Below are 23,640 nucleotides of genomic sequence, written 5' to 3'. Positions count from 1 at the left end.
TTTCCGGATCGGTCTGATCCGAGACTAACACTAACGTTTATTGGAGTGGTACGGTATACCATATACTGTGGTAAATAGTATGCACATAGTGCAGGGTTATAAAAGATGATGGGTGGTAGAGAATCACAGACACGACTGCGGGGCGGGTGGTCCTGATGGAGTTCGACGGCGAATTCGTACTCGAGGACGTTCCCCCCGAGAAGGCGTGGATCGTCCTCTCGGACCCGGTCGCAGTCCGGAACTCCCTGAAGGGCTGTAAGTACATCACCCCGATGGACGACGACTTCAGCTTCGATGACTACGAGCCCGACGAGGACCTCGAGACGCTGCCCGAGGCCGATCCGGAGGACGTCGCCGAACGCGCGTTCGTCGAGGGCCGGGAGTACGCCGCGTTGATGCAGGTCGGCGTCGGCAGCGTCAAGCCGCGCTTCGAGACCTCCGTGACGATCACGGAGCGCGACGAAGAGGACTTCATCATGACCGCCACCGGGAGCGGAACCGCGAGCGGGAGCAGCTTCAGCATGGACTCGGGAATGCAGATCTACCCGCTCGAGGGCGGCGAGGGCTCGCGAATCGAGTGGTGGACCGAGGCCGACATCTCGGGCCGGATCGCGCAACTCGGCTCGCGCGTGATCAAGCCCGTCGCCAACAAGATCGTCGGCAACTTCTTCAGCGATATCGAACAGCAGATGAGCGACGTCGACGAGGAGACGGATTCGGGTATCACAGACCGGATCCGCGGGATGTTATGAAGCCGGCGCAGTTCGAACAGCACGAGCCCCAGACCGTCGAGGAGGCCGTAAGCTTGCTCGAGAGTCTGGACGATCGAGCGATCCTCTCGGGCGGACAGAGCATGGTCCCGATGCTCCGATTCCGACTCGCGGTCCCGGAGACGGTCATCGATATCAACCGCATCGACAGCCTCGACTACCTCGAGGAGGAAGACGGCTGGCTCACGATCGGCGCGCTCGCGCGCCACGCCGACGTCGAGCACTCCGACCTGATCGACGAGCACTACGGCAGCTTCGCCGACGCAGCGCCGCTGGTCGCGGATCCGCAGATCCGCAATCGCGGAACGGTCGTCGGCGGCGTCGCCCAGGCGGATCCGAAGGGCGACTGGGGCAGCGTCCTGCTCGCCCACGAGGGTGAGGTCGTCGCCCACGGGCCGGACGGCGAGCGGGTCATCCCGGCGAAGGACTTCTTCCTGCTGCCGTACGACACGACCCTCGACGAGAACGAACTCGTCACCGAGATTCGCGTGCCGACGCCGGAGCCGCGCGAGGGGAGCGCCTACCACAAATTAAAGCGGAAGGTCGGCGACTACGCGATGGTCGGCTCGGCCGCGCGACTCGTCTTCGACGAGGACGGCCGGATCGAGCGGGCGGGGATCGGTCTCACCGCGGTCGACATCACGAACGTCCGCGCGACCGACGCCGAAGACCACCTCGAGGGCGAACGTCCCGACAGCGACCTGTTCAAACGGGCCGGCGAACTGGCGGCCGAGCAGTCGAATCCCGAGTCGGACGAACACGGCGACGCCGGCTACAAGGAACGAATGGTGAACGTCCTCACCCAGCGCGCGCTCGGCGACGCAGCCGAACGCGCCGGGGTCGTCAAACGGAGGGTATCACAGTGACAGACACACGAGAGATTACGCTGACGGTCAACGGAACCGAACACACGATCGACGTCGAACCGCGGCAGCTGCTCGTCCACGCGATCAGGGAGGAGCTGGACCTGACCGGCACGCACATCGGCTGCGACACCGGAAACTGCGGGGCCTGTACCGTCCTCAAGGACGGCGAGCCGATCAAGTCCTGTCTCATGTTCGCGACGCAGGCCGCTGGGAGCGAACTCGCGACCGTCGAGGGCATGGAGGAACTCCCGGAGGCCCGCGGCGAGTTACACCCGCTACAGGAGGGCTTTCGCGAGGAACACGGCCTGCAGTGTGGCTACTGCACGCCGGGGATGCTCATGTCCGGGAAGGCCTTGCTCGACGAGAATCCGAACCCGAGCGAAGACGAGATCCGGGAGGCGATCAGCGGCAACCTCTGTCGGTGTACCGGCTACCAGAACATCGTTCGCTCGATCGAGTACGCCGCCGAGGAACTCGAGGAGGGGGAGATCGCAGCCGCCGACGGCGGCGTGAGCGTCGACGACGGGTCGATGGACGCGTCCGCCTCGGTCGACTACGACGTCTCGGACGGCGAGTTCGATTGCGGCGCGGAGAACTGCTGTGGCGGGCCGACGACGGACCGCGAGCACAGTGGCGAGTCAGGCGGTGATTCGCGATGAGTAGCGACTCCGAGCGGTTCGCGGAAGCGGAGGACGGCGGTCCGCAGCCCGAGAAACACTGCGGCCACGGCCGCGGCGGGATGGGCGAGGAGGTCAAACGGAAGGAGGACCAGCGCTTCATCACCGGTCGCGGCAACTACGTCGACGACATCAAGAAACCGGGGATGCTCCACTGCGAGATCGTTCGCAGTCCCCACGCCCACGCCCGGATCGAGAACATCGACAAATCGCGCGCGCTGGACGTCGACGGCGTCGTCGCCGTCCTGACGGCGGAGGACTTACTCGAGTACGACCTCGCGACGATGCCGACGTTGATGGACGACACGCAGGACGTCCTAGTCAACGACAAAGTGAAGTTCCAGTCCCAGGAGGTCGCCGCGGTCATCGCGACCGACCGGTACACCGCGAAAGACGGCGCGGAGAAGGTGGTCGTCGACTACGACGTGCTCGATCCGGTCGTCGACGCCGAGAAGGCGCTCGAGGACGACGCGCCCCTGATCAGGGACGACATCGAGGGCCAGGAGGACAACCACTGTCTGGACTGGGAGACCGGCGACGAGGAGGCCACCGCGGAGGTGTTCGACGAGGCACCGGTCACGGTCAAAGAGCAGATGCTCTACCAGCGACTCCACCCCGCGCCGATCGAGACCTGCGGGGCCGTCGGTGACTTCGATCCGGGCAAGGACAAGCTGACGGTCCACATGACCTCGCAGGCGCCTCACATCCACCGAACGCTGTTCTCGCAGGTCTCGGGAATCCCCGAACACAAGGTTCGAATCGTGAGCCCCGACGTGGGTGGCGGGTTCGGCAACAAGGTGCCGATCTACCCCGGCTACGTCGTCGCCGCCGCGGCGTCGTACGTTCTGGAGCAGCCAGTAAAGTGGGTCGAGGAGCGCTCGGAGAACATCCAGTCGACCGGGTTCGCCCGCGACTACGACATGACGGGCGAACTCGCCGCGACCGAAGACGGCGAGATCCTGGCGGTCAGGACCGACGTGCTCGCGGATCACGGCGCGTACAACGCCGTGGCCCAGCCGTCGAAGTTCCCCGCCGGGTTCTTCAACATCTTCACGGGATCGTACGACGTCGACACGGCCTACGGCACCCTGACGGCGGCCTACACCAACACCGCGCCGGGCGGCGTCGCCTACCGGTGTTCGTTCCGCGTGACGGAGGCCGTCTACCTCATCGAACGGATGGTGAAGGTGCTGGCCGACGAACTCGAGATGGACCCCGCGGAGATCCGGCGGAAGAACTTCATCCAGCCCGACCAGTTCCCCTACGAGAGTCCGACGGGGTGGAACTACGACTCGGGCGACTACGAGAAGGCCCTGGACCTCGCCCTCGAGATGGCCGACTACGACGACTACCGCGAGGAACAGCAACGGCGCATCGAGGAGGACGCCGACAAACTGCTCGGGATCGGCATCTCCTCGTTTACCGAAGTCGTCGGCGCGGGTCCCGGAAAGACCTGCGACATCGCGGGCGTCGAGATGTTCGACTCCGCCGAGATCCGGGTCCACCCGACCGGCAACGCGACGGTTCGGGTCGGCGTCCAGACGCAGGGCCAGGGTCACGAGACCACGTTCGCCCAGATCGTCGCCGAGGAACTCGGCATGAACGTCGACGACATCACCGTCGAACACGGAGACACCGACACCGATCCCTACGGCCTGGGAACCTACGGCTCGCGGAGTACGCCCGTCGCGGGCGCGGCCGCGGCCGTCGCCTCGCGTAAGGTTCGCGAGAAGGCGAAAGCCATCGCAGCCAACGAACTCGAGGCCGCCGAGGCGGACATCACGTGGGATCGCGAGAGCGGCGAGTTCCACGTCGCCGGCGCGCCGGACCGATCGATCTCGATCACCGAGATCGCCGCCGGCGCGTACATGAACAAACCGGCCGGCGAGGATCCCGGACTCGAGGCGGTCAACTACTACGATCCGCCGGAGATGACGTATCCCTTTGGCTCCTACATCGTGATCGTCGAGATCGATCGCGAGACGGGCGAGGTCCAGTTCGAGAAGTTCGTCGCCGTCGACGACTGCGGCAACCGGATCAACCCGATGATCATCGAGGGCCAGATCCACGGCGGACTCGCCCAGGGGATCGGGACGGCGATGATGGAGCACGTCACCTTCGACGACAACGGCAACGTCACCGGCGGCGACTTCATGAACTACCTGCTCCCCACGTCGATGGAGATTCCGGAGTTCGAGACCGGCCACACCGTCACGCCGTCGCCCCACCATCCGATCGGGGCGAAAGGCGTCGGCGAGTCGCCGACGGTCGGCTCGCCGCCGGCCATCGTCAACGCCGTCGTCGACGCGATGGCCCACGGCGGAATCAGCCACGTCGAGATGCCGATGACGCCCGACGTCGTCTGGGAGAAACTCGAGGAGGCCGGACTCTCGATGGACCCGGCCGACAACGTCGCCCTCGAGTTCGACGTCCAGTCGAGCGACGAAGCGGCGGACGACTGACAGCCACGATGAGCGGAATCACGTCCCGGCACTCGAGCGCTCGTCGCGGCCACCGATGGATTCGAGCGGTCCCACGACGACAGTCGCCTGCATCCATCCCTCGTGACGCCGGAGAACGAGGCGTCGACACCACGAAATGACCGAAGACACACCACACGAGACCACGAACGCCGAGTCGGCCACCGACCGAGACGACGCCGTGAGCGACGGCGAACTTGCACAGCAAGAGCGAGCGCTCGCCGAGCGCGGGACGCCCTACGCACGGGCCACCGTCGTCCGCCGCGAAGCGCCGGTGTCGGCCAACGTCGGCGACCGTGCGCTCGTCACGACCGACGGCGATCTCGTCGGCTGGGTCGGCGGGGCGGCCTGCGCCCAGTCGCGGGTCGAAAGCGAGGCCCGCGCGGCCATCGACGAGGGAGAGCCGCGGCTGATCGGTCTCGCCCCGGAGCCCGCCGCGATCGATCGCCCCGGACTCGAGGCGTTTCCGATGACGTGTCAGAGCGAGGGCACCCTCGAGGTGTTCATCGAGCCGGTGGTTCCGACGACAACGCTGCTCGTCGTGGGCGGCTCGCCCGTCGCGAACTCGCTCGTCAGATTGGCGAGCGAACTCGCAATCGACGTCACCGCCGTCGATCCCGAGGGGAACGCAGCGACCGTTCCGGACGGCGTTACGGTGCTCTCGACGCTCGAGCCCGAGTCGATCGCCGAAGCCGTCGCTCCCGCCCCGCTCGTCGTCGCGGCCTCGATGGGCGAGTACGACGCTCGTGCCGTCGCTGCCGGCGTCCTCGCGGACGCGCCGTACATCGGGCTCGTAGCGAGCGACGCGCGGGCGGAGACGGTCGTCGAGCGAGCCGCGGGACTCCTCGATCGGGATCCCGAATCGGTCCGGAACGCGATCACGAACCCCGCGGGCGTCGATATCTCGGCTAAAACGGGTGCGGAGATCGCGGCGAGCGTGCTCGCCGAACTGATCGACGTGCGGGCTAACACGGGAGCGGTGCCGGCGTCCTCGCGTCGGAGCAAGAGTCACGAGGACGCGTCGACGGCGACCGACGCCGGCGATGGCGGGGGTGGCACTTGCTGCGGCGGTGGCGCCAGCGAGACCGAAACAGCGACGAGCGATGCGACCGACTCGAACAGCGTGAACGACTCGAACGACGTGACCGACGAGCCGGCCGTCGACCCCGTCTGCGGCATGACGGTCGATCCCGACGATTCGCCGAGCGTCACGCACGAGGGGACGACCTACCACTTCTGCTGTCACGGCTGCGCCGATAGCTTCCGGGCCGATCCCGGCGACTATCTCGAGACGGTCGAAGACGGGGAACTGATGTCACCATGACCGACGAGACGCCGGCCCTCGCGTTCGATACGATCTCGGAGTCCGCGCTCCGCGAGCGGTTCGAGGAGCTGAACTACGTCGCCGACGACCGCCTCGTCACGACGGTCTACCTCGCACTACAGCTGGGGCGGCCGCTCCTCGTCGAGGGACCGCCCGGCAGCGGAAAGACCGAACTAGGGAAAGTCCTCGCCGAGGGGTTCGAAACGGAGCTGATCCGGCTCCAGTGTTACGAGGGCTTGACCGCCGAGAACGCGCTCTACGAGTGGAACTACACGAAACAGCTGCTCGCGGTCCAGTCGAACGAGGGACGCGTCGGCACTACGAGGGCGGCCGAAGGCGGAGCGACCGTTTCGGGCGCTCCGGATGCGCCGAATACTCCGAACGCGCCGGACTCGACGGACGGCTCCGGATCGGACGCCGACCGACCGCGCTCCGTGTTCGACGACGAGTTCCTCCTCGAGCGTCCCCTCCTGCGCGCGCTCACCGCGGGGGAGGATCGGTCGCCGGTCCTGTTGATCGACGAAATCGACCGCGCCGACGAGGCGTTCGAGGCCTTCCTGCTCGAACTGCTCTCGGATTATCAGGTGTCGATTCCGGAGCTGGGAACGGTCAGCGCGGAGAATCCGCCGATCGTCGTCCTCACGTCGAACCGAACCCGCGGGCTGAGCGACGCGCTCAAACGCCGGTGTCTCTACCTGCACGTCGAGCCGCCGTCGTTCGAGACGGAGTACGAAATCGTTTCCCGAAAGGTGCCGGAGCTCGACGCCGCGATCGCGGCCGAAGTCTGTGCCGTCGTCGAGCGACTGCGGGAGGAGTCGTTCCTCAAACGTCCCGGCGTCGCCGAGACGCTCGACTGGGCTCGAGCGGTCGCCGCGTTGCGAGCCGAGGGCCACAGCGGGTCGCTCTCGGCGGACGAGATCGAACGGACGATCGGCTGCCTGCTCAAGGAAGTCGAGGACGTCGAACGTGTCGACGCGTCGCTTCTGGAACGACTTCGCGACGCCGCAGCCGCGGCCCGCGAGCGAACCGACGCGCCCGACCCATGACGCCGCGTCGGAACCCGTCCGAGACCGAGGGGAAATTCGAGGGGCTCGAGACCGAGGCCGATTCCGAGTCTGAAACTGAGACCGACGGCGGCGGTCTCGACCGCGCACCGAGCCGGCACACCGCCCCGGACTTCGAGGCGGCCCGCAAACACGTGTTGACGGAGCTCGTTCGCTTCGTCGGTCGACTCCGCCGCGAGGGGGCGAGCGTCCCGGCGGGCGCGGCACTCGAGGGTGCGAGAGCGCTCGCCGTGGTCGGGTTCGCCGACCGCGATCCAGCCGCCGACGCACTCCGGGCGTCCCTGCTTACCGAATCCGACGATATCGACGTTTTCGACGCGGAGTTTCCGACGTTCTGGCACCGCTTGCGGACCGGCATCGACCGGATTTCGACCCACGACGACTCGCCTGCGCGAGACGGCGACGATACCGACGGGCCGGATCGGCAGGCGGCATCGTTAGAGGGAGCGGACCTGCCGTCGGGGGTGGAACCGCCGCCGCCGGAATCTGAGGACGGACCCGAGACCGTCGACCTTCGTCTCGCAACCGGACGCAGGCACGCAACCGGCGAACGGCCGGCGTCCGACGGCGACGACGGCGACGATGCGCGGCTGTACAGCGCCGTCGGGCGGCGCGAACCCGTCGAAGCGACGCCGGCTCCGCTGACCGCCGACGAGACCGCCGCAGTGGATCGGTTTCTCGACGCGCTATCGACGGTCCCCGGCCGCCGAACGCGCCTCGCTGCCACCGGCGATCGGATCGACGCCCGGCGAGCGCTCCGCGCCAGCCTGGGGACCGGGGGTACCGCGGTGGACCTTCCGACGCGCGAACGAGTGCCGAGCGAACTCCACTGCTGTCTGCTGATCGACGTCAGCGGCTCTGTCCTCGATACGATCGACCGCGATACGCTCCTCGCGGTCGCGGACCGACTGCAGGCCACCGCGCGCCGGTCGTCCGTCTTCCTGTTCGACACCGACCTCGTCGAGGCGACCGAGCAGTTCGCGCGGGCGGACGGCGACCCCGCCGGGGCGCTGCGCGACGCCGAAATCGAGTGGGGCGGCGGGACGCGGATCGGCGACGCGTTCGACGCGCTCCGGCGGCGCCACCCCTACGCGGTGGATCGGCGAACCGTCGTCGTCGTCATCAGTGACGGGCTCGACGTCGGCGACCAGGAGATCCTCGAGGAGAGCGTCACCTGGCTCGCGGGCCGGGCCGACGCGATCGTCTGGCTCAATCCGCTCGCGGTGTCGCCGGCGTACGAGCCGCGCTCGCGGGGGATGGAGACCGCCTCCCCCTACGTGGACGGGCTGTTCGGCTTCGCGACGCCGACCGATCTCGACGAGGCGGCGCGACAACTCGAGCGCTACGGGATCGACGGCCCGATCGGGTTCGAACACGATCCTCGGCGCAGGCGATCCGCCGCCGAGAGCGCCGACGGCGGGGGTGATCGTGAGTGATCGACCCCATTCGACCGGCCATCGTCGACCGGCTTCGGAGTCGCGAGATCACGGACGGCGTCGCGGTGGAACGAGTAACGATCGGTGAATCGGCGGTGCTGGTCGAACTGGCCGGCGTCCGCACAGCGGATCGATCCGATCCCGAACTCGCGGCTGCGGGCGAGGGAACGCGGACGGCCGGGCTCGCCCACCGACCGCCGGGGGAGCCGGTGTCGACCGACGACGTGGACCTCGAGATGCTCTTGGAGTGGGCGACACTGGAGTTCGACGATTCGGGGGGCGAATCAGATCGCGCCGGTGACGTCACCGAGGCGGGTGAATCGGCTCGCAGCGACGCGACGGCGGACGGAGACGCCGCGCTTCGGATCGCGCTGGGCGTCGCCGCCATCAACGCACTGTCGGCCCCCTCGATCGAGTGGCGGACCGGCGATCCGATGGCGCTGCTGGATCCGAGCGTGGACGTGATCGCGACGGTCGGCGTCTTCAGACCCGCCTTCCGGAAGTTTTCGGATGTCGACGTTCGGGTGATCGAACGCGGGGACGTCGGCCCCGTGTCGGCCCCCGACGACGTGCGCGTCACGACGTTCCGGCCGGCCGAAGCGAGCGCGGCGATGACCGACGCGGACGTCGTGTTCGTCACCGGCTCCGTGTTCGTCTACGGCGGTCTCGAGCGCTATCTCGAGGCCGCACCGGCTGACGCGACGGTCGTCCTGATCGGTGCGACCGCGTCGGGACTTCCGGAGCCGATGTTTGAGGCCGGCGTCGACGTCGTCGCGGGAGCCGAGGTTGCCGCGCCGAAGCGGGTTCGCGAGGCCGTCCAGAGTGGGGCGTGCGGAACTGACTTGCACGACGCCGGCGTACGGAAAGTGTACACGATGGCCGACGGCGTCGCCGACCTTGACCGGGGGTTACGGGGACCGACGACGGCGGACGAACGCACGGATCGAGGCGAGGGGCGGAACGAGACGAACGACCCGAGGGGATCGAATCAATGACACGAAGCAACTGGAGCGTTCCGGAGACTGAGGTGGTACAGCGCATTCACGAACGGCTCGGCGGGGACGGAACGGACGTCCTCGCGACGATCGTCGACGTCGAGGGGAACGCCTACCGACGGCCGGGTGCGAAGATGCTGCTCGACGAAGCGGGCGAGGGCGTCGGGAGTATCACGGCCGGCTGTCTCGAGGACGAACTCCTCGTCGCGGCCGAATCGGTACGGGACCGCGGCCGACCGGAGCTGGTGACGTACGACCTGATGGAGGACGACGAGGACGTCTGGGGGCTCGGCGTCGGCTGTAACGGAATCATCGACGTCCTGCTCGAGCCGCTGACCGACGCCTACCGTCCGGCCGTCGAAGCGTTCGACGACGGTCGAAGCGTGGCCGTTCTCACGGTGCTCGAGGGGGGAGGCGATGAGGAGAAAGCGGGCGACGGAAACGCAAACGCGTCCCTCGCTCGCGGCGATCGGGCGTACTACCACCCCGAGGAGGGAGTCCTTTCGACGCCGGACGGCGAGCCGGCGACGGCGTGGCCCGACGACCTCGCAGAACCCGCGAGCGACCTTGCCGAGCGCGGCCGGGCCGATACCGTCGAACTCGAGGTTCAGGGGGAGCGACTCGAGGTATTCATCGACGGGCTCGCGGCCCCGACGGAGCTGGTCGTCTTCGGCTCCGGCCACGACGTCGGGCCGGTGACGGAGCTGGCCGCGAAGAACGACTTTCGGGTCACGGTGGTCAGTTTTCGCGGGAGCGTCGATCTCGAGGAGCGGTTCCCCGACGCCGACGAGACGGTGACGACGTCGCCGGCGTCGATCGACGACGCAATCGATCTCGACGACCGCACCTACGCGGTCGTCATGACGCACAACTTCGTCGACGATCGGCTGACGATCGAACGATTGCTGGACTCGCCCGTCCCGTACGTCGGGTTGATGGGGCCCCAGAAACGGTTCGAGGAGATGACCGAGGCGTTCGAGAGCGAGGGGACGACGTTCGACGACGCGGCGCTGTCGTCGCTGTACACGCCGATCGGGCTCGATCTCGGCGGCGGCTCCCCCTACCAGATCGCACACAGCATCGTCGCGGAGGTGCTGGCGGTGTCGAACGATCGAACGCCGCAGCATCTGAACGCTCGTGAGGGCCACATTCACGACCGAGTGAGCGTCGATTCGGAAGCGGATCGCTCGTCGACGTAGTGGGTGCCATCGACCGTTCGCGGACTGATCCGTTTTGCCTCGAGACGTTCGGCGGCGCGATGATCGGTGTTTATCTTTCGGCGAGCCGACGGCCCATGAGCCCGAGCGGATAGCCGAACACGACGATTGCGGCCGCCCAGAGCGCCAACACGAGCCAGTAGAGGATCACGCCGAATCCCACCGGCGTGGCAAGATACGCCAGGAAGACGGCTCCGGCGATCAGTACGAACGCCGAGAGCATCGCGAAGAGAAGCGGAACGTGGGGCTTCGAGCGGGTCGCTGAGGCGTGTCCAAGCGGCAAGAAGCACGCGGTAGCCAGTGCGAAGGGGAGGACGGCGACGGCCACCGAACCGCCGAAGAGCCACAGCAACACGCCGGTCCCGAGAGTCACGAGCGCCCCAATGCCGGCTAATCCGCGAGTGCTGTGTCGGAAATCGCTCCGACGAGCCGCAATGCCGATCGAGGCGTACCCGATGCCGAGTGCGCTCAGCGCGCCGAGTCCGGGACTGAGCGGTCGACCGGTCGCCGCCACGCTCAGGGCGAGGAATCCGATCGCACCGATCGCTCCGACCGCGACGAACAGCCGCTCGAGGGTCGCCGGAGTAAGCGTTTCGCGGCCCGGGTCGTAGCGACCGACGGCAACTCCCGCGAGCAGGAGCAGCGTTCCGGGGACGAGACCGCCGAGAACTCCGCGTTCCAGCGCGGGCGGGCCGCGTTCGAGACCGATCGTCGCGTAGCCGCTCGCGGTGGCGCGGACGCTGTTCTCGCCGTAGGTAACGTACGTCTGCCGGTTGAAATCGCCGCCGGATGCGGACTCGTCGCTTCGGGTCCACGTCGCGGTATTCCCCTCGACGCTGGCGTGGGCTGGGTCGTTCGTGACGACCGTTCCCTCGGGTGCGTGGATCGTCACCCGCTCGGCGGTCACCGAGTAGCGGGTGTTCGACGGAACGTCGGCGAAGTAATCGATGAGCCAGGCGTCACCAACGCCCGACCGCGCGACGTCGGTGACGGTGTAGTTCACGACGACGGTCTCGTCATCGATGATCGACTCCACGGCTCGAACGTCGCCGCTGGCCGCGTGGGGCGAGACCCAGGCGTCGTCGACCGCGGTCTCGAGTGCAGTTTCGTTGGTCCGGTATCGATCGGCAGCCGAATCGGTGACGGGAACGCGGGCGCTCCAGAGCGAGTCCCCGGTGTCGTCGACGTAGATGTCGAGCGTACCGGCCCCGGTCGCGCCGCCGATTTCGGAATCGTCGACGACTCCGGGACCACAGACGCCACAGAGGGACGTCGGCGCGGGTGCACCGACGACGACGGCGACCCCGGCCAGTGCGAGGAGGGTACAACAGAGGACGGCGAGTGCGAGTCGGGCGGGCCGCATTGTTTCGACGTATGCACGTCTTTCACAAATAGATTCTGCCGAAACTACACGATTGGTCGCTGTGGGTGACAGATCAGTCGGCGACACCACCTCACGGGATCGATAGCCGCCGAAATCGAGCGTGAAAGAGGAAGCCGCCAATCAGGTCGCGGCCGGATCGTCACGGCTGCGTGCTGGCTCGAGTCGGCTACCCTGGCCGGTGGTCCGTACTCCGGACGGTGCTCTGTAGTTCCACTCTGGGGACAACCTTCAAGGCAAGACAGTGTGAGCTACTGATAACTGGTGGGTCGCGTGAGCAAGAACAACGTCGTCAGGGAGCGGGAGACGGGAAGCGACAACGAACGCATGGAGACTGTCGATCTCGGAATCGGTATTTCGGTCGATCTCGACGTCGATCCCGCTGCTGTCGCTGCTGACGCCGACGGCGGTATCACTACTGCTGACGATGACGATGGTGTCATCGCTGCCAGCGCTGGAACTGACGGCGATGACGGTGTCGTACTCGCGTTTGACGAACGGCAGGTACTCGAGACCGGTACCGACGATCGGTCGCGACTCGAGCCCGACGAACGGACGGCCCTGGAAGCGGCCGATATCGACCCAGACGCGATCCCGGACAAGGAGTACTCTTATCGAATGTTGCTGGATGCCGGACTCGACGAAACGACTGCGGGGACGCTTCGACGGCGGTTCTCGCTCCCGTGGTCGTTCGAGAGCGACGGCGACCTCGACCGCCGGTCGGACGAGGTTCGCGGACTCGGCGCCGCCGAACGGGAGTGGATCGCCGTCAGTGCGGACGAAGACTGGCAGGCGTTCGAGTACGAGACGTCTCCCGTGGCGGCGGTCGGCCGGGAGAGACCGTCGGAGCGGCCGTGGCCGAAACCGACGCCCGTGACGGCGGTGACCGGCGTCGGTCCCGACGACGCCGACCAGCTGGCCGAAGCCGGAGTCCGATCGGCGGAGCGACTGGCGACGATCAGCGCGTTCGAGGTCGCCAGGGTGCTCGAGCTGAACGTCATCCACGTTCGGAGCTGGCGACACAATGCGCGGGAACTGCTCGAGTGACAACGAGTGGCTCGGTAAACTGCAACAAATGAGGGAGAATCGACCGTATCTCGGCGGAGATAACTACGATTGTACGTAATTTCGATAATCCGGACCATCAGAGATTTATAGCGGCCTGTTGGACCCACTTACAGATGATTCCGATCGACGATTCACCGATCGTCCGCGATGGCAAGTCACTGATTTTGGCGATGGACCACGGGTTAGAGCACGGTCCAGTCGACTTCGAGGACGTGCCGGAAAAGCTCGACCCGTCGACGGTGTTCGAGACGGCGACGCACGACGCCGTCACCGCGATGGCCGTCCAGAAGGGGGTCGCCGAGGGCTACTACCCCAGCTACGAGGACGACGTCAACCTCCTGCTGAAGCTCAACGGGACCTCGAACCTTTGGATGGGCGAACCCGACTCGCCGGTCAACTGCTCGGTCGACTACGCCGCCGAACTCGGCGCCGACGCCGTCGGTTTTACCGTCTACAGCGGCTCGAACCACGAGGTCGAAATGTACGAGGAGTTCCGCGACGCCCAGGAGAGCGCCCGCGAGCACGACCTGCCGATGGTCATGTGGTCCTATCCGCGCGGACAGGGACTGAAAAACGACACCAAGCCCGGCACGATCTCGTATGCGACCCGAATCGCCCTCGAGATCGGCGCCGACATCGCGAAGGTCAAGTACCCCGGCAGCCCCGAGGCGATGGAACACGCCTGCAAGGCCGCCGGCGACATGAAGGTCGTTATGAGCGGCGGCTCGAAAACCTCCGACTACGAGTTCCTCTCGACCGTCGAGGCCGCCGTCCAGGCGGGCTGTAAGGGTCTCGCCGTCGGCCGCAACGTCTGGCAGCGCGAGGACCCGACCCAGCTCCTCGACGCCCTCGAGCGAGTCATCTACGAGGAGGAGACGGCCGACGCCGCACTCGAGGCGACCGAGTAGGATGACGGTGTCCGATCCAGTCGTCGAGAGCGTGATCGCGACGATCAGCCGCTCGGCGACCGAGATCAGACAGGGGCTCATCGGGCGTCGCGGCACCGTCGACGAGGAGAACCCCAGCGGCGAGACGCAGGTCGAAGCCGACGTCTGGGCGGACGAACTGCTCGGCGACCGACTCGCCGGTATCGACGGCGTCGGACAGTACGCGAGCGAGGAGCGAGCCGAGGTCGAAGACTGCGGCGGCGATCCGGCGATGGAGGGCGTCTACGCGGTCGCCGTCGATCCGCTGGACGGCTCCTCGAACCTCAAGTCGAACAACGCGATGGGGACGGTTTTCGGCGTCTACGACGCCGCGCTCCCCGCTCGAGGCGAGACGCTCGTCGCCGCCGGCTACATCCTGTACGGCCCGATCACGACGATGGTGCTTGCGACCGAGGACTCGGTCACGGAGTATGAACTGACCGGCGGCGAACGAACCGTCGTTCAGCGGAACGTTCGGCTCCCCGACGAGCCGGTCGTCTACGGCTTCGGCGGGCGCGTCCCCGACTGGCCCGACGACTTTCGGGAGTACGCTCGCGAGATCGAACAGGAGCTTAAACTCCGCTACGGTGGCGCGATGATCGGCGACGTCAACCAGGTGCTCACCTACGGCGGGATCTTCGGCTACCCCGGCCTCGACTCCCGTCCCGAGGGGAAACTCCGCCTCCAGTTCGAGGGCAACCCCATCGGCTACATCGTCGAACGCGCCGGCGGTCGCTCGTCGGACGGTGAGCGATCGCTGCTGGCCGTCGATCCCGACGATCTTCACGACCGAACGCCGGTTCACGTCGGCAACGAGGAACTGATCGATCGGCTCGAGGATCTAGTCGCGTAATCGAGATTCAGCGGTCCGCTTTTATCGACTTCGCTCGCCCGAGTTTTGGCTCTCGTGATTCCTAGTTGCCGGACCCCGTCCACGTCGCCGTGACGGTGACGTACAGGCCGACGCCGAGTATCAACAGCAGGTAAAACGCCCATTGGGACCACCCGGTCCCGAGAAACACCAGCGTCAGGAACACGACCCAGCAGGTGACGATGAGCAGGTCGCCGACGAGTCGGGCGACGGATCTCACGATCCCGGGTTGGTCGGAACGATCGGAGTCGGTGTGGGTATCCGTTGCCATGAGTTGGTGAAGATGGATTGGGAGGGAGGTGGGTGTGGAGACTGTGTAGTCCAGTTCGGGGTAGTTAGAAGTGATAGCCGTACATCTCGGTGAGTCTGTAGGCGCCGACGCCCCAGACGTAGCTCTGTCCTGGCCACCAGGTACGAGCGTTGTTGAAGCCCGCGATGAGGACGTCCTCGTCGTCGCCCATGGGGTCGGCGTAGTAGCTCACCGAGCCGCTGTCGCCGTCGGTCAGGTCCATCTCGCCGCCCCAGCGGATCTGGCCGTGCCGACAGAAGTTGTCGGTGAAGCAGGTGACCGCGTCGATCCCCTGGATAGCGCCCGTGGTGTGGCCGGTCACCGCGCCGACCTTCTCGAGTTGTTCGTCGCGGGCGATGAGGTCCGCGAGTCCGAGCCGGGTGAGCTGGCCGCGAACGCGCGACGGCGACGGCGTGTCGATCGCGTTCGAGGGCCGAACCCGTCCTTCGGGCGTGATCGCGGCGACGTCCTCCGCCGGATGGGCGTGTGAGACCGGACCCAGCTCGACGGAGTCGCTCCCGTCGACCGGGAGGCTGAGGTAGTCGCCGTTCGTATTGGCGCCGCCGTCGAACGCGTGCTCGGCCGTCACGAAGAACTCCGATTCGCTGCTGGGGTCGTACATGACGGGACCGAGCGTCGCGATGCTGTCCGCCGTCTCGCAGGCGACGCCGCTCGGAACGTCGTCGCTCGAGACGGAGTCGACGACTCGCGGCTCGATGTTCTGTGGTCCCTGCTCGATGTCTTCGATATCGCCGATCGTCTCGATATCGAGCGAGATCCCGTCCAAGAGCCCGTCGAACGATTCCCTGAGCGAGCTCGGATCGCTCGAGATACCGACGGAGACGGTGGCCGTCCCGCTGTCGTAGGATCCGGGAACGACCGCGCTCCCGAGATAGCCGGTCAACGCCGTTCGTGCGAGCAACTCGTTCAACTCGAGGGCTTTCTGGACGGATGCGTACCAGTCGGCGGGAACGTATCGCGTTCGCTCCTCGAGCGACCACGGGTCGTCGGGATCGGCTCGAACGTGTGCCGTGACGATGGGAACCTCGCCGTCGTCGGCTGCGAGGAAATCGTCGACGCCGAGCGCCCCGGCGACGCCGAGTGCGTAGCCGCCGGTAACGAGGGTCCGAAGAAATTCGCGACGGTCCATGCCGGCCTCGATCCGATCACGGATCGTCGCGATCCGGTGGACGAGATGCTCAGTGTGTGTGCCTTCCATACCGCGATTCTGGTGTCTGCAATGTCCGTTCAGTTCACGACGTCAAAGCTAATGTTCACGTACACGGGAGGGTCGATGACGGTCGAATGTAACGACGAAATCGGCGATAGCGGTTGTGCCTGCACCTGCTACTCGTTTTGTATCGGCCGTTTCGTGGGCCGCGACACGCCAACGGCGACGCGCCGAAACGGTCGTAGGCGACCACAAACTCAACCCGGTATAAAACCTGTACGACTGAACGCAAGCGTTCGTGTCAGTTCCCCGTCCAGCAATACCTGTCTTCGTGCTGGTGACCACGAAGGCAGCTACTGGCGGGCACCAGGTGCCCGACGGTACGACTCACTCCCGATCGGTTCGCGTCCACGACACGCGATCCTCCTCATCCCTCGTGGCGAACTCCGAACGATCAGTGGCGCTCGGACGCGAACCGTTTTCTCCTCTCTGCCGTCCCTTTCGAGGTCCCGCGCTACAGTACCTTCTCGCTCCAAGCCACTCATCTATGAGCGGTCGGTTTCGGCCGACGAGAACGCACTCGGGTTGCCGTCAGCTCCGTTCCCGGATCGTCGCGCGATCGAGTCAACGACGAAAACGGTTTTTGGTCCCCCCACACATCGTCTATCATGCACGTTCGTATCGCGGCAGGGGCGTCTGACGAGGAAGCGGCCGCTATCGCCGCCGCACTGGCTGAACACGTCGGCGAATCGGTCGAGGTGTACGTCGGCGACGACGACGAGCCGCTGGCGAGCCACGACGGCTCGCCCGAATCGGAACAGTCGGCGGAACGGGAGGCCGATTCCGCTTCGAACGCCGACGCTCCGCAGCGCGACTCCGCCGAAGCCGACCGGCAAGACAACCTCGAGCCGACCGACCGCGAGCGACGGCTTCGCGCGGAGATCGCGGACATTCTCGAGGGCGGCCCCGAGAAGTACCGCGACCAACTCGCGGAGACGGACAAGCTGTTCGTCCGGGATCGCCTCGAGTTGTGGTTCGACGACGGCGAGAACGATGAGAACGCGTTCCTGTTCGAAGACGGCAGGTTCGCGGCGTTCGACGACTGGCACCCCGACGGGACGGGCGAGGAGACCGACGACCGGCTGCCGGCCGACGGCCTCATCACCGGCGGCGCGACGTTCGAGGGCCGGGACGTCCACTTCATGGCCAACGACTACACCGTCAAGCGCGGGAGCATGGCCAAGAAGGGCGTTGAGAAGTTCTTGCGGATGCAACAGCGCGCGCTGAAGACCGGCCGGCCGGTGTTCTACCTGATGGACTCCTCCGGCGGTCGAATCGACCAGCAGACAGGCTTCTTCGCGAACCGCGAGGGGATCGGGAAGTACTACTACAACCACTCGATGCTCTCAGGGCGAGTGCCGCAGGTCTGTGTCCTCTACGGCCCCTGTATCGCCGGGGCCGCGTACACGCCCGTCTTCGCCGACTTCACGATCATGGTCGAGGGGATGTCCGCGATGGCGATCGCGAGCCCGCGGATGGTCCAGATGGTCACCGGCGAGGAGATCGATCTCGAGGAACTCGGCGGCCCGCAGGTCCACGCTCGAGAGTCCGGCTCCGCGGATCTGATCGCGGAGGACGAGGAACACGCCCGGGAGCTCGTCGCCAAGCTGATCACCTACCTGCCGGACAACTCGGACGAGAAACCGCCCCAGCAGGAGCCGACCTCACCGGCGCGGTCGCCGGAGGGGATCGACGCCGTCGTCCCGCAGTCGCCGAACAAGGGCTACGACATGACCGACGTCATCGATCGGATCGTGGATTCAGGCTCCTACTTCGAGTTACGGCCCGATTACGGCCCGGAGATAATCACCGCCTACGCTCGGATCGACGGCCGTCCCGTCGGCATCGTCGCCAACCAGCCCGCCCACCGGGCCGGGGCGATCTTCCCCGACGCCGCCGAGAAGGCCGCGGAGTTCGTCTGGAAGTCCGACGCGTTCAACATTCCGTTACTCTACCTCTGTGACACGCCCGGCTTCATGGCCGGCTCGCAGGTCGAGAAGGAGGGCATCTTAGAGCAGGGCAAAAAGATGATCTACGCGACGTCGTCGGCGACGGTGCCGAAACAGACCGTCGTCGTCCGGAAAGCCTACGGCGCGGGCATCTACGCGATGGGCGGCCCCGCCTACGATCCCGAGAGCGTCATCGGACTCCCCTCGGGTGAGATCGCCATCATGGGTCCCGAAGCGGCGATCAACGCGGTCTACGCGCGCAAACTCTCCGAGATCGACGACCCCGAGGAGCGCGAACGCATGGAGCGGGAGCTCCGCGAGGAGTACCGCGAGGACATCGATGTCCACCGAATGGCCAGCGAGGTCGTCATCGACGAGATCGTTCCCCCCAGCGAGTTGCGCGCGGAACTCGCCGCCCGGTTCGAGTTCTACGAGGACGTCGAGAAGTCGCTGCCGGACAAGAAACACGGAACCGTGCTCTGACGCGAGGAACTATCCGTCGGTAGCGTACTATTTCTCGCCCGATCAGCCCGCTACTCGCGGCTCCACCTCACCGTTTTCCGGCCGCCCATCCCGTCAAGTCTCCCGATTACGTCGCCGGCGGATCGTATGATCTCGAGACGATTTCAGGTCACGTCCGTTCACTATCGCGGACCGTTCGAGACTGTTATTACGGCGTTTGAGGGTCGTTACTGACCGAAAGCGTCGGACCGGCGCGGCCTACGCTTAGCATAACAATACCCCATCTGGTGGAAGCGTGGCGTGCGAACGGCACGCTCCCGACGGTCGACGCGTCGACGCCCGGTTCGACTCCGGCGGGGAGAGTATGAGTTCCGACGCTGCACACCTACACCACCAACTTCCGGTCGACGTCTCGCCGGCCGCCCTCGAGCGGTTCTTCTGGGTCCTCGTCGGTCTCTCGCTCGTCGGCGACGTCGTGACGACGTTCGTCGGGCTCCACCTGGGGCTGGCCGAATCGAACCCCGTCGCTCGAAGCGCAATCGACGGCTACGGACTGCTCGGTATGCTCGCGCTCAAAGCGCTCGCGGTCGGGATCGGGCTGGTCTGTCGGCCGATGCTGCCGAAGGCCTACCGAGCGATCGTTCCCGCCGGACTCGCGATTCCCTGGACGGCCGCCGTCTGCATCAACCTCTACATGATCTCGACGACGATCTGAGGGAACATCGAGCGACACGCCTTCCACGAACCGGCGAGGACGCTGTTACAGGTCTACCGCTGTGAGTCGGTCGAATCGTGCTCGAGCGTGACGCTCCCCGTTTCAGCGTCGGTCGACCGCGATTCGGGTGGTTGTGTCCGGGTGCTCTCACCGTCCTCGAGCGCCGCTCGAATCGCCCGCAGTTCGACGAGGATCTCCTCGAGCACGTCGTCCGAGTCGGCGTCGGAGTCGGCGTTCGCTCGGTCGCGGGACGAACGAGCGGGCGAGACGCGGCTGCTGATCAGCTGTTGGACCTCCCGTGGCTCCGGAATGGAACGGAAGCTCATCTCGACGCCGGAGCCGCCGGCGGAGCTGACCTCGACCGTGCCGTAGCCGACGCGCGTGCCGATGGCGCTCTGGCTGTAAGAGGTGTTCTGGACCTTCTCGAAGTCGATCCGTTTGACGTCTCGCGAGAGGATACCCCGTTTCGCGTAGAGGGCGCTGGTGGTCACGACGTAATCCGTCCGGCGGATCCAGAGCACGGACCAGGCGACGAGCGGACCGATGACCAGCGCCAGCACGGCCGTAAGCGATAGCCCAGCGACCGCGTTGAACGGGACCACGAGTAGGGAGAGTACCGGGAGGACAAGTAGCGCCGCCGTCGGCGCGATCGTTCGGCGGTCCGGGCCGCCGGACCAGAGGACGGACTCGTCGTCGTCCAGCGAGAGCCACTCGAGATCGTGGTCGTCGCCGTCGGTCACGGCTGGAGCGTTCGCCATCAGTCACGCCTCCGCGTGCTCGCGTTTCAGCGAGAGCACGGTACGTTCGAACTCGCAGACGAGGTCGTCGTCCTGGTTGTGAACTTCGACGTGCATGGTGACGATCCCGCGCTCGCCGTCGCTGGTCTCGCGTTTGTCCGTCACCGTCGACTGGACGCGGATCGTATCGCCGTGAAAGACGGGGGTCGGATGCTCGACGTCGTCGTAGGAGAGGTTCGCGACGATCGTCCCGTCGGTCGTCTCCGGGATCGAGATGCCGACGGCCAGCGACATCGTGTAGAGGCCGTTGACCAGTCGCTCGTCAAACTGGGTCTCGCCCGCGAACTCGGCGTCCAGATGCAGCGGCTGCTGGTTCATCGTCATATCGCAGAAGCGCTGGTTGTCGCTCTCGGAGATCGTCCGCCGGCGCTCGTGCTCGATCGTCTCACCCACGGTGAACTCCTCGTAGTACAGTCCGGTCATAGGTTCGGAGTCGCACAGCGCCGATAAAAGCGTGGTGCTCGCTCGAGGTGGGCCACGGTCGTCGCTATTCGGGGGGAGCCGTTCGGCGTCGCTCGAGCGGTGAGTTACGTATCGAGCGGTGAGTCGTCCGATACCCTATAGCCTCGAGCGACGGAATCTGTACTCGAGTTGGTCGAATCCGAATGAGCGGGGTCGATACCAGTGCCGCCACAGCAGTCACAACAGCTGCGGCGATCGGTCTCGTTCTCGTGGTCATCCTCGCGTTCGGGGTCGGACTCTCGAGCGCGGCGATCGATAGCGACACCACCCGGCTCAGCGGCACCGTCACCGACGAAGACGGGGAGACCATCTTCGGCGCGGACGTCACCGTCAACGGCTCCAGCGAGACGTCGAGGACCAACGCCGACGGCTTCTACAGTCTCGAACTCGAGGGAGGCGAGCACGAGGTCACCGTCGAGGCGGAGGATCACGAACCGAAGACGTGGACCGAGAGCATCTCGAACGGAAGCTGGACGCGGACCGACGTGACGCTCACCGCCGAACCGACGGAACTCGAGGGAATCGTGACGAACCCAGACGACGAGCCGGTGGCGGGTGCGACAGTTCGGATCGCGGGCACCGATCTCGAGGCGACGAGCGACGAGAACGGCAGCTACGCGTTCGAGATCGATCCGGGGAGCTACTCACTCGAGACGAGTGCGAACGGCTACAATACGCGGCGGTCGAGCGTCACCGTCAGGGAGAGCCAAGTGACGACGCGGGACGTTCAGTTGTCCGACGGCGGCCGAAGCGGCGATGATGCGGACGAAGAAAGCGAGATGGATGATGATGCGGACGAGGAAAGCGAGACGGACGATGAGACCGGTGTCGACGGAGAGAGCGAGGAAGACGATCACGATGAGCGCAGCGATAGAGGCGAGAACGATACCGAAAACGACGTCGATCACGACGATTCGACGAGCGACGAGAGCGTCGACGGCGACACTCGAGGCGACGACTCGTCGCCGACCACGAATCGCGAACAGGTTCTCACGGTACTGATTTTGGCGGGGACGTTTCTCGCCACGATGATCACCGCCGCGACGGTCGGTCTCTATCGGAATCGATCCCGGTAGCGGGACGACAAGTGGGTGTGAACGGCCATCCTGCCGTCACTTCTCCCGACGTCTTCGCTCGGGTTCAGGAATGTCTCACTCGACCATCCCAGTTTCTTCGCCGGCGTCGTGTTGCACCCAGATCGTCTTCGCGTTCACGAACTCCCGGATCCCGTCCCGGGCGAGTTCGCGGCCGTAGCCCGAGTCCTTCACGCCGCCGAAGGGGAGCCGGGGATCGGACTTGACGAGTTCGTTGACGAACGCGAGCCCCGATTCGAACCGTCGGGCGACCCGTTCGCCGCGTTCGAGGTCGTCCGTCCAGACGCTCGCCCCGAGACCGAAGCGGGTGGCGTTGGCCTTCTCGATCGCGGCCTCCTCGTCGGGCACGCGAAAGACCGACGCGACGGGGCCGAACAGTTCCTCGTCGTCGGCCGGAGCGTCGTCGGGGACGTCGGTCAGCACCGTCGGCGGGTAGAACGCCCCGTCGCGATCCATCGGTTCGCCGCCGAGTCGGCACTCGCCGCCTTTCTCGAGCGTTTCCTCGACCTGTCCGTGAAGCTCTTCCATGAGGTCCTCGCGAGCCTGTGGGCCGATGTCAGTCTCTTCGTCGCTGGGGTCGCCGACGGTCTGGGCGTCCATCTCCTCGACGAATCGCTCGAGGAACTCGTCGTAGACGTCGTCGACGACGATAAACCGTTTTGCCGCGATACAGGACTGGCCGTTGTTAATCAGGCGGGCCTGAACCGCCGTCTCGACAGTTTTCTCCATCGGCGCGTCCTCGAGGACGACGAAGGGGTCGCTACCGCCGAGTTCGAGGACGCTCTTTTTGAGTTCGCTGCCGGCTGTTTCGGCGACCGCGCGGCCCGCGCCGTCGCTGCCGGTGAGGGTGACGCCCTGAATTCGATCGTCTCCGATCACGTCCTCGATCTCGTCGGAGCCGATGAGTAGCGAGGTGAACGCACCCTCCGGGAATCCGGCCTCGCGGAAGATATCCTCGATCGCCTTGGCACAGCCGGGGACGTTCGAGGCGTGTTTCAGCAGGCCGACGTTGCCCGCCGCGAGGTTGGGCGCGGCGAAGCGAAACACCTGCCAGAACGGGAAGTTCCACGGCATGATGGCCAGAATCGGTCCCAGCGGTTGGTAGGCGACGACCGTGCGTGCGTCGGGTTCGCCGGCGACGACGTCGTCCGACAGGAACTCGGCAGCGTGTTCGGCGTAGTACTCACAGACCCACGCGCACTTCTCGACCTCGTCGCGGGCCTGCCCGATGGGTTTGCCCATCTCCTCGGTCATCAGCGTTGCATATTCCTCGGCATCGTCTCGGAGGACGTCGGCCGCCGTCGACAGCAACTGCTGGCGGTGCTCGACGGGCGTCTCGCGCCACTCCTCGAACGTCTCGGTCGCGCGCTCGAGGTGATCCTCGCGGTCCTCCGCGGACGTCTCCTCGAAGGTGTCGACTACCTCGCCGGTCGCCGGATTTTGGCTCTCGATAGACATGGAGGGTCCGACTACGAGGAGGCGCTTCAAACGCGGGGGTGGCTATGGAAGGGCGACGCGAGTACTTGGCGACGCTCGGGAGCGCCCGACCGGCGAGGCGGTGCGTTA

General features: G+C 66.1%; 21 protein-coding genes. 15 read left to right on the top strand and 6 right to left on the bottom strand.

From position 1 onward, the window contains the following. Positions 1 to 155 precede the first annotated feature (155 nt). The 9 genes from ACSFDB_RS02710 (at position 156) to ACSFDB_RS02670 (ending at position 10,811) form a co-directional block, all read left to right on the top strand. Positions 156 to 752, top strand: a complete 597-nt coding sequence (locus ACSFDB_RS02710; protein WP_440769504.1) for an SRPBCC family protein — start codon at positions 156 to 158, stop codon at positions 750 to 752. Next, positions 749 to 1,636, top strand: coding sequence for an FAD binding domain-containing protein (locus tag ACSFDB_RS02705; RefSeq protein WP_440769503.1), 888 nt, complete (start codon positions 749 to 751; stop codon positions 1,634 to 1,636). Before ACSFDB_RS02710 ends, ACSFDB_RS02705 begins: the two co-directional genes overlap by 4 nt. After that, the gene (locus ACSFDB_RS02700; RefSeq protein ID WP_440769502.1) at positions 1,633 to 2,295 is read left to right on the top strand and encodes a (2Fe-2S)-binding protein; all 663 of its coding nucleotides are present in this window, start codon (positions 1,633 to 1,635) and stop codon (positions 2,293 to 2,295) included. Before ACSFDB_RS02705 ends, ACSFDB_RS02700 begins: the two co-directional genes overlap by 4 nt. Further along, positions 2,292 to 4,775 carry an aerobic carbon-monoxide dehydrogenase large subunit gene (locus ACSFDB_RS02695; RefSeq protein ID WP_440769501.1) on the top strand — a complete coding sequence of 828 codons (2,484 nt, stop codon included), beginning with the start codon at positions 2,292 to 2,294 and terminating at the stop codon, positions 4,773 to 4,775. Before ACSFDB_RS02700 ends, ACSFDB_RS02695 begins: the two co-directional genes overlap by 4 nt. A 136-nt stretch (positions 4,776 to 4,911) precedes the next feature. Then, the gene (locus tag ACSFDB_RS02690) at positions 4,912 to 6,117 is read left to right on the top strand and encodes an XdhC family protein (protein ID WP_440769500.1); all 1,206 of its coding nucleotides are present in this window, start codon (positions 4,912 to 4,914) and stop codon (positions 6,115 to 6,117) included. Continuing rightward, entirely contained in the window at positions 6,114 to 7,163 is a 1,050-nt protein-coding gene (locus ACSFDB_RS02685) for an AAA family ATPase (protein WP_440769499.1), read from the top strand. Before ACSFDB_RS02690 ends, ACSFDB_RS02685 begins: the two co-directional genes overlap by 4 nt. Then, positions 7,160 to 8,617, top strand: coding sequence for a VWA domain-containing protein (locus ACSFDB_RS02680; RefSeq protein ID WP_440769498.1), 1,458 nt, complete (start codon positions 7,160 to 7,162; stop codon positions 8,615 to 8,617). The genes ACSFDB_RS02685 and ACSFDB_RS02680 overlap by 4 nt, the downstream gene beginning before the upstream one ends. Further along, the gene (locus tag ACSFDB_RS02675; RefSeq protein ID WP_440769497.1) at positions 8,614 to 9,612 is read left to right on the top strand and encodes a Rossmann-like domain-containing protein; all 999 of its coding nucleotides are present in this window, start codon (positions 8,614 to 8,616) and stop codon (positions 9,610 to 9,612) included. Before ACSFDB_RS02680 ends, ACSFDB_RS02675 begins: the two co-directional genes overlap by 4 nt. Further along, positions 9,609 to 10,811: an XdhC family protein gene (locus tag ACSFDB_RS02670; protein WP_440769496.1), complete on the top strand. Its 1,203-nt coding sequence runs from the start codon at positions 9,609 to 9,611 to the stop codon at positions 10,809 to 10,811. The genes ACSFDB_RS02675 and ACSFDB_RS02670 overlap by 4 nt, the downstream gene beginning before the upstream one ends. A gap of 70 nt (positions 10,812 to 10,881) precedes the next feature. Here ACSFDB_RS02670 and ACSFDB_RS02665 read toward each other — a convergent pair whose 3' ends face one another. Continuing rightward, positions 10,882 to 12,192, bottom strand: coding sequence for a hypothetical protein (locus ACSFDB_RS02665; protein WP_440769495.1), 1,311 nt, complete (start codon positions 12,190 to 12,192; stop codon positions 10,882 to 10,884). Positions 12,193 to 12,483: 291 nt separating this feature from the next. Here ACSFDB_RS02665 and ACSFDB_RS02660 point away from each other — a divergent pair, with 291 nt between their 5' ends. The 3 genes from ACSFDB_RS02660 (at position 12,484) to ACSFDB_RS02650 (ending at position 15,057) form a co-directional block, all read left to right on the top strand. Beyond that, positions 12,484 to 13,257 carry a DUF7409 domain-containing protein gene (locus ACSFDB_RS02660; protein WP_440769494.1) on the top strand — a complete coding sequence of 258 codons (774 nt, stop codon included), beginning with the start codon at positions 12,484 to 12,486 and terminating at the stop codon, positions 13,255 to 13,257. Positions 13,258 to 13,391: 134 nt separating this feature from the next. Beyond that, positions 13,392 to 14,186 carry a class I fructose-bisphosphate aldolase gene (locus ACSFDB_RS02655; protein ID WP_440769493.1) on the top strand — a complete coding sequence of 265 codons (795 nt, stop codon included), beginning with the start codon at positions 13,392 to 13,394 and terminating at the stop codon, positions 14,184 to 14,186. Position 14,187: 1 nt separating this feature from the next. Next, entirely contained in the window at positions 14,188 to 15,057 is an 870-nt protein-coding gene (locus ACSFDB_RS02650) for a class 1 fructose-bisphosphatase (RefSeq protein WP_440769492.1), read from the top strand. A gap of 61 nt (positions 15,058 to 15,118) precedes the next feature. Here the strand turns inward: ACSFDB_RS02650 and ACSFDB_RS02645 are convergent, their stop codons facing one another. Beyond that, a complete protein-coding gene (locus ACSFDB_RS02645; RefSeq protein ID WP_440769491.1) occupies positions 15,119 to 15,346 on the bottom strand; it encodes a DUF8119 family protein in 228 nt (75 codons plus the stop codon). 64 nt (positions 15,347 to 15,410) lie between these two features. Beyond that, positions 15,411 to 16,583, bottom strand: a complete 1,173-nt coding sequence (locus ACSFDB_RS02640) for a hypothetical protein (RefSeq protein WP_440769490.1) — start codon at positions 16,581 to 16,583, stop codon at positions 15,411 to 15,413. A 620-nt stretch (positions 16,584 to 17,203) separates the two neighbouring features. Between ACSFDB_RS02640 and ACSFDB_RS02635 the strand changes: the two genes are divergently transcribed. Both ACSFDB_RS02635 and ACSFDB_RS02630 read left to right on the top strand, forming a co-directional pair. Beyond that, the gene (locus ACSFDB_RS02635; protein ID WP_440769489.1) at positions 17,204 to 19,027 is read left to right on the top strand and encodes an acyl-CoA carboxylase subunit beta; all 1,824 of its coding nucleotides are present in this window, start codon (positions 17,204 to 17,206) and stop codon (positions 19,025 to 19,027) included. 343 nt (positions 19,028 to 19,370) lie between these two features. Then, the gene (locus ACSFDB_RS02630; protein WP_440769488.1) at positions 19,371 to 19,721 is read left to right on the top strand and encodes a DUF5658 family protein; all 351 of its coding nucleotides are present in this window, start codon (positions 19,371 to 19,373) and stop codon (positions 19,719 to 19,721) included. 53 nt (positions 19,722 to 19,774) lie between these two features. Here ACSFDB_RS02630 and ACSFDB_RS02625 read toward each other — a convergent pair whose 3' ends face one another. Then, complete coding sequence (locus ACSFDB_RS02625) at positions 19,775 to 20,479, bottom strand: PH domain-containing protein (RefSeq protein ID WP_440769487.1); 705 nt, start codon at positions 20,477 to 20,479, stop codon at positions 19,775 to 19,777. Between the two features lie 3 nt (positions 20,480 to 20,482). Next, complete coding sequence (locus ACSFDB_RS02620) at positions 20,483 to 20,941, bottom strand: MaoC family dehydratase (RefSeq protein ID WP_440769486.1); 459 nt, start codon at positions 20,939 to 20,941, stop codon at positions 20,483 to 20,485. Between the two features lie 182 nt (positions 20,942 to 21,123). Here ACSFDB_RS02620 and ACSFDB_RS02615 point away from each other — a divergent pair, with 182 nt between their 5' ends. Continuing rightward, entirely contained in the window at positions 21,124 to 22,056 is a 933-nt protein-coding gene (locus tag ACSFDB_RS02615) for a carboxypeptidase-like regulatory domain-containing protein (protein ID WP_440769485.1), read from the top strand. A gap of 75 nt (positions 22,057 to 22,131) precedes the next feature. Here the strand turns inward: ACSFDB_RS02615 and ACSFDB_RS02610 are convergent, their stop codons facing one another. Then, a complete protein-coding gene (locus tag ACSFDB_RS02610) occupies positions 22,132 to 23,532 on the bottom strand; it encodes an NAD-dependent succinate-semialdehyde dehydrogenase (protein ID WP_440769484.1) in 1,401 nt (466 codons plus the stop codon). Positions 23,533 to 23,640 lie beyond the last annotated feature (108 nt).

It is taken from the genome of Natronorubrum amylolyticum (assembly GCF_052040145.1).
GTDB lineage: Archaea > Halobacteriota > Halobacteria > Halobacteriales > Natrialbaceae > Natronorubrum.
This window is presented reverse-complemented; position numbering and strand designations above follow the sequence as displayed.

Excerpts from the sequence above, each read along its gene's own strand:
- ACSFDB_RS02625 (WP_440769487.1), bottom strand. The coding sequence starts at position 20,479 with ATGGCGAACGCTCCAGCCGTGACCGACGGCGACGACCACGATCTCGAG.
- ACSFDB_RS02630 (WP_440769488.1), top strand. The coding sequence starts at position 19,371 with ATGAGTTCCGACGCTGCACACCTACACCACCAACTTCCGGTCGACGTC.
- ACSFDB_RS02695 (WP_440769501.1), top strand. The coding sequence starts at position 2,292 with ATGAGTAGCGACTCCGAGCGGTTCGCGGAAGCGGAGGACGGCGGTCCG.
- ACSFDB_RS02615 (WP_440769485.1), top strand. The coding sequence starts at position 21,124 with ATGAGCGGGGTCGATACCAGTGCCGCCACAGCAGTCACAACAGCTGCG.
- ACSFDB_RS02640 (WP_440769490.1), bottom strand. The coding sequence starts at position 16,583 with ATGGAAGGCACACACACTGAGCATCTCGTCCACCGGATCGCGACGATC.
- ACSFDB_RS02610 (WP_440769484.1), bottom strand. The coding sequence starts at position 23,532 with ATGTCTATCGAGAGCCAAAATCCGGCGACCGGCGAGGTAGTCGACACC.
- ACSFDB_RS02645 (WP_440769491.1), bottom strand. The coding sequence starts at position 15,346 with ATGGCAACGGATACCCACACCGACTCCGATCGTTCCGACCAACCCGGG.
- ACSFDB_RS02705 (WP_440769503.1), top strand. The coding sequence starts at position 749 with ATGAAGCCGGCGCAGTTCGAACAGCACGAGCCCCAGACCGTCGAGGAG.
- ACSFDB_RS02620 (WP_440769486.1), bottom strand. The coding sequence starts at position 20,941 with ATGACCGGACTGTACTACGAGGAGTTCACCGTGGGTGAGACGATCGAG.
- ACSFDB_RS02635 (WP_440769489.1), top strand. The coding sequence starts at position 17,204 with ATGCACGTTCGTATCGCGGCAGGGGCGTCTGACGAGGAAGCGGCCGCT.
- ACSFDB_RS02690 (WP_440769500.1), top strand. The coding sequence starts at position 4,912 with ATGACCGAAGACACACCACACGAGACCACGAACGCCGAGTCGGCCACC.
- ACSFDB_RS02670 (WP_440769496.1), top strand. The coding sequence starts at position 9,609 with ATGACACGAAGCAACTGGAGCGTTCCGGAGACTGAGGTGGTACAGCGC.
- ACSFDB_RS02710 (WP_440769504.1), top strand. The coding sequence starts at position 156 with ATGGAGTTCGACGGCGAATTCGTACTCGAGGACGTTCCCCCCGAGAAG.
- ACSFDB_RS02685 (WP_440769499.1), top strand. The coding sequence starts at position 6,114 with ATGACCGACGAGACGCCGGCCCTCGCGTTCGATACGATCTCGGAGTCC.
- ACSFDB_RS02665 (WP_440769495.1), bottom strand. The coding sequence starts at position 12,192 with ATGCGGCCCGCCCGACTCGCACTCGCCGTCCTCTGTTGTACCCTCCTC.
- ACSFDB_RS02650 (WP_440769492.1), top strand. The coding sequence starts at position 14,188 with ATGACGGTGTCCGATCCAGTCGTCGAGAGCGTGATCGCGACGATCAGC.
- ACSFDB_RS02655 (WP_440769493.1), top strand. The coding sequence starts at position 13,392 with ATGATTCCGATCGACGATTCACCGATCGTCCGCGATGGCAAGTCACTG.
- ACSFDB_RS02680 (WP_440769498.1), top strand. The coding sequence starts at position 7,160 with ATGACGCCGCGTCGGAACCCGTCCGAGACCGAGGGGAAATTCGAGGGG.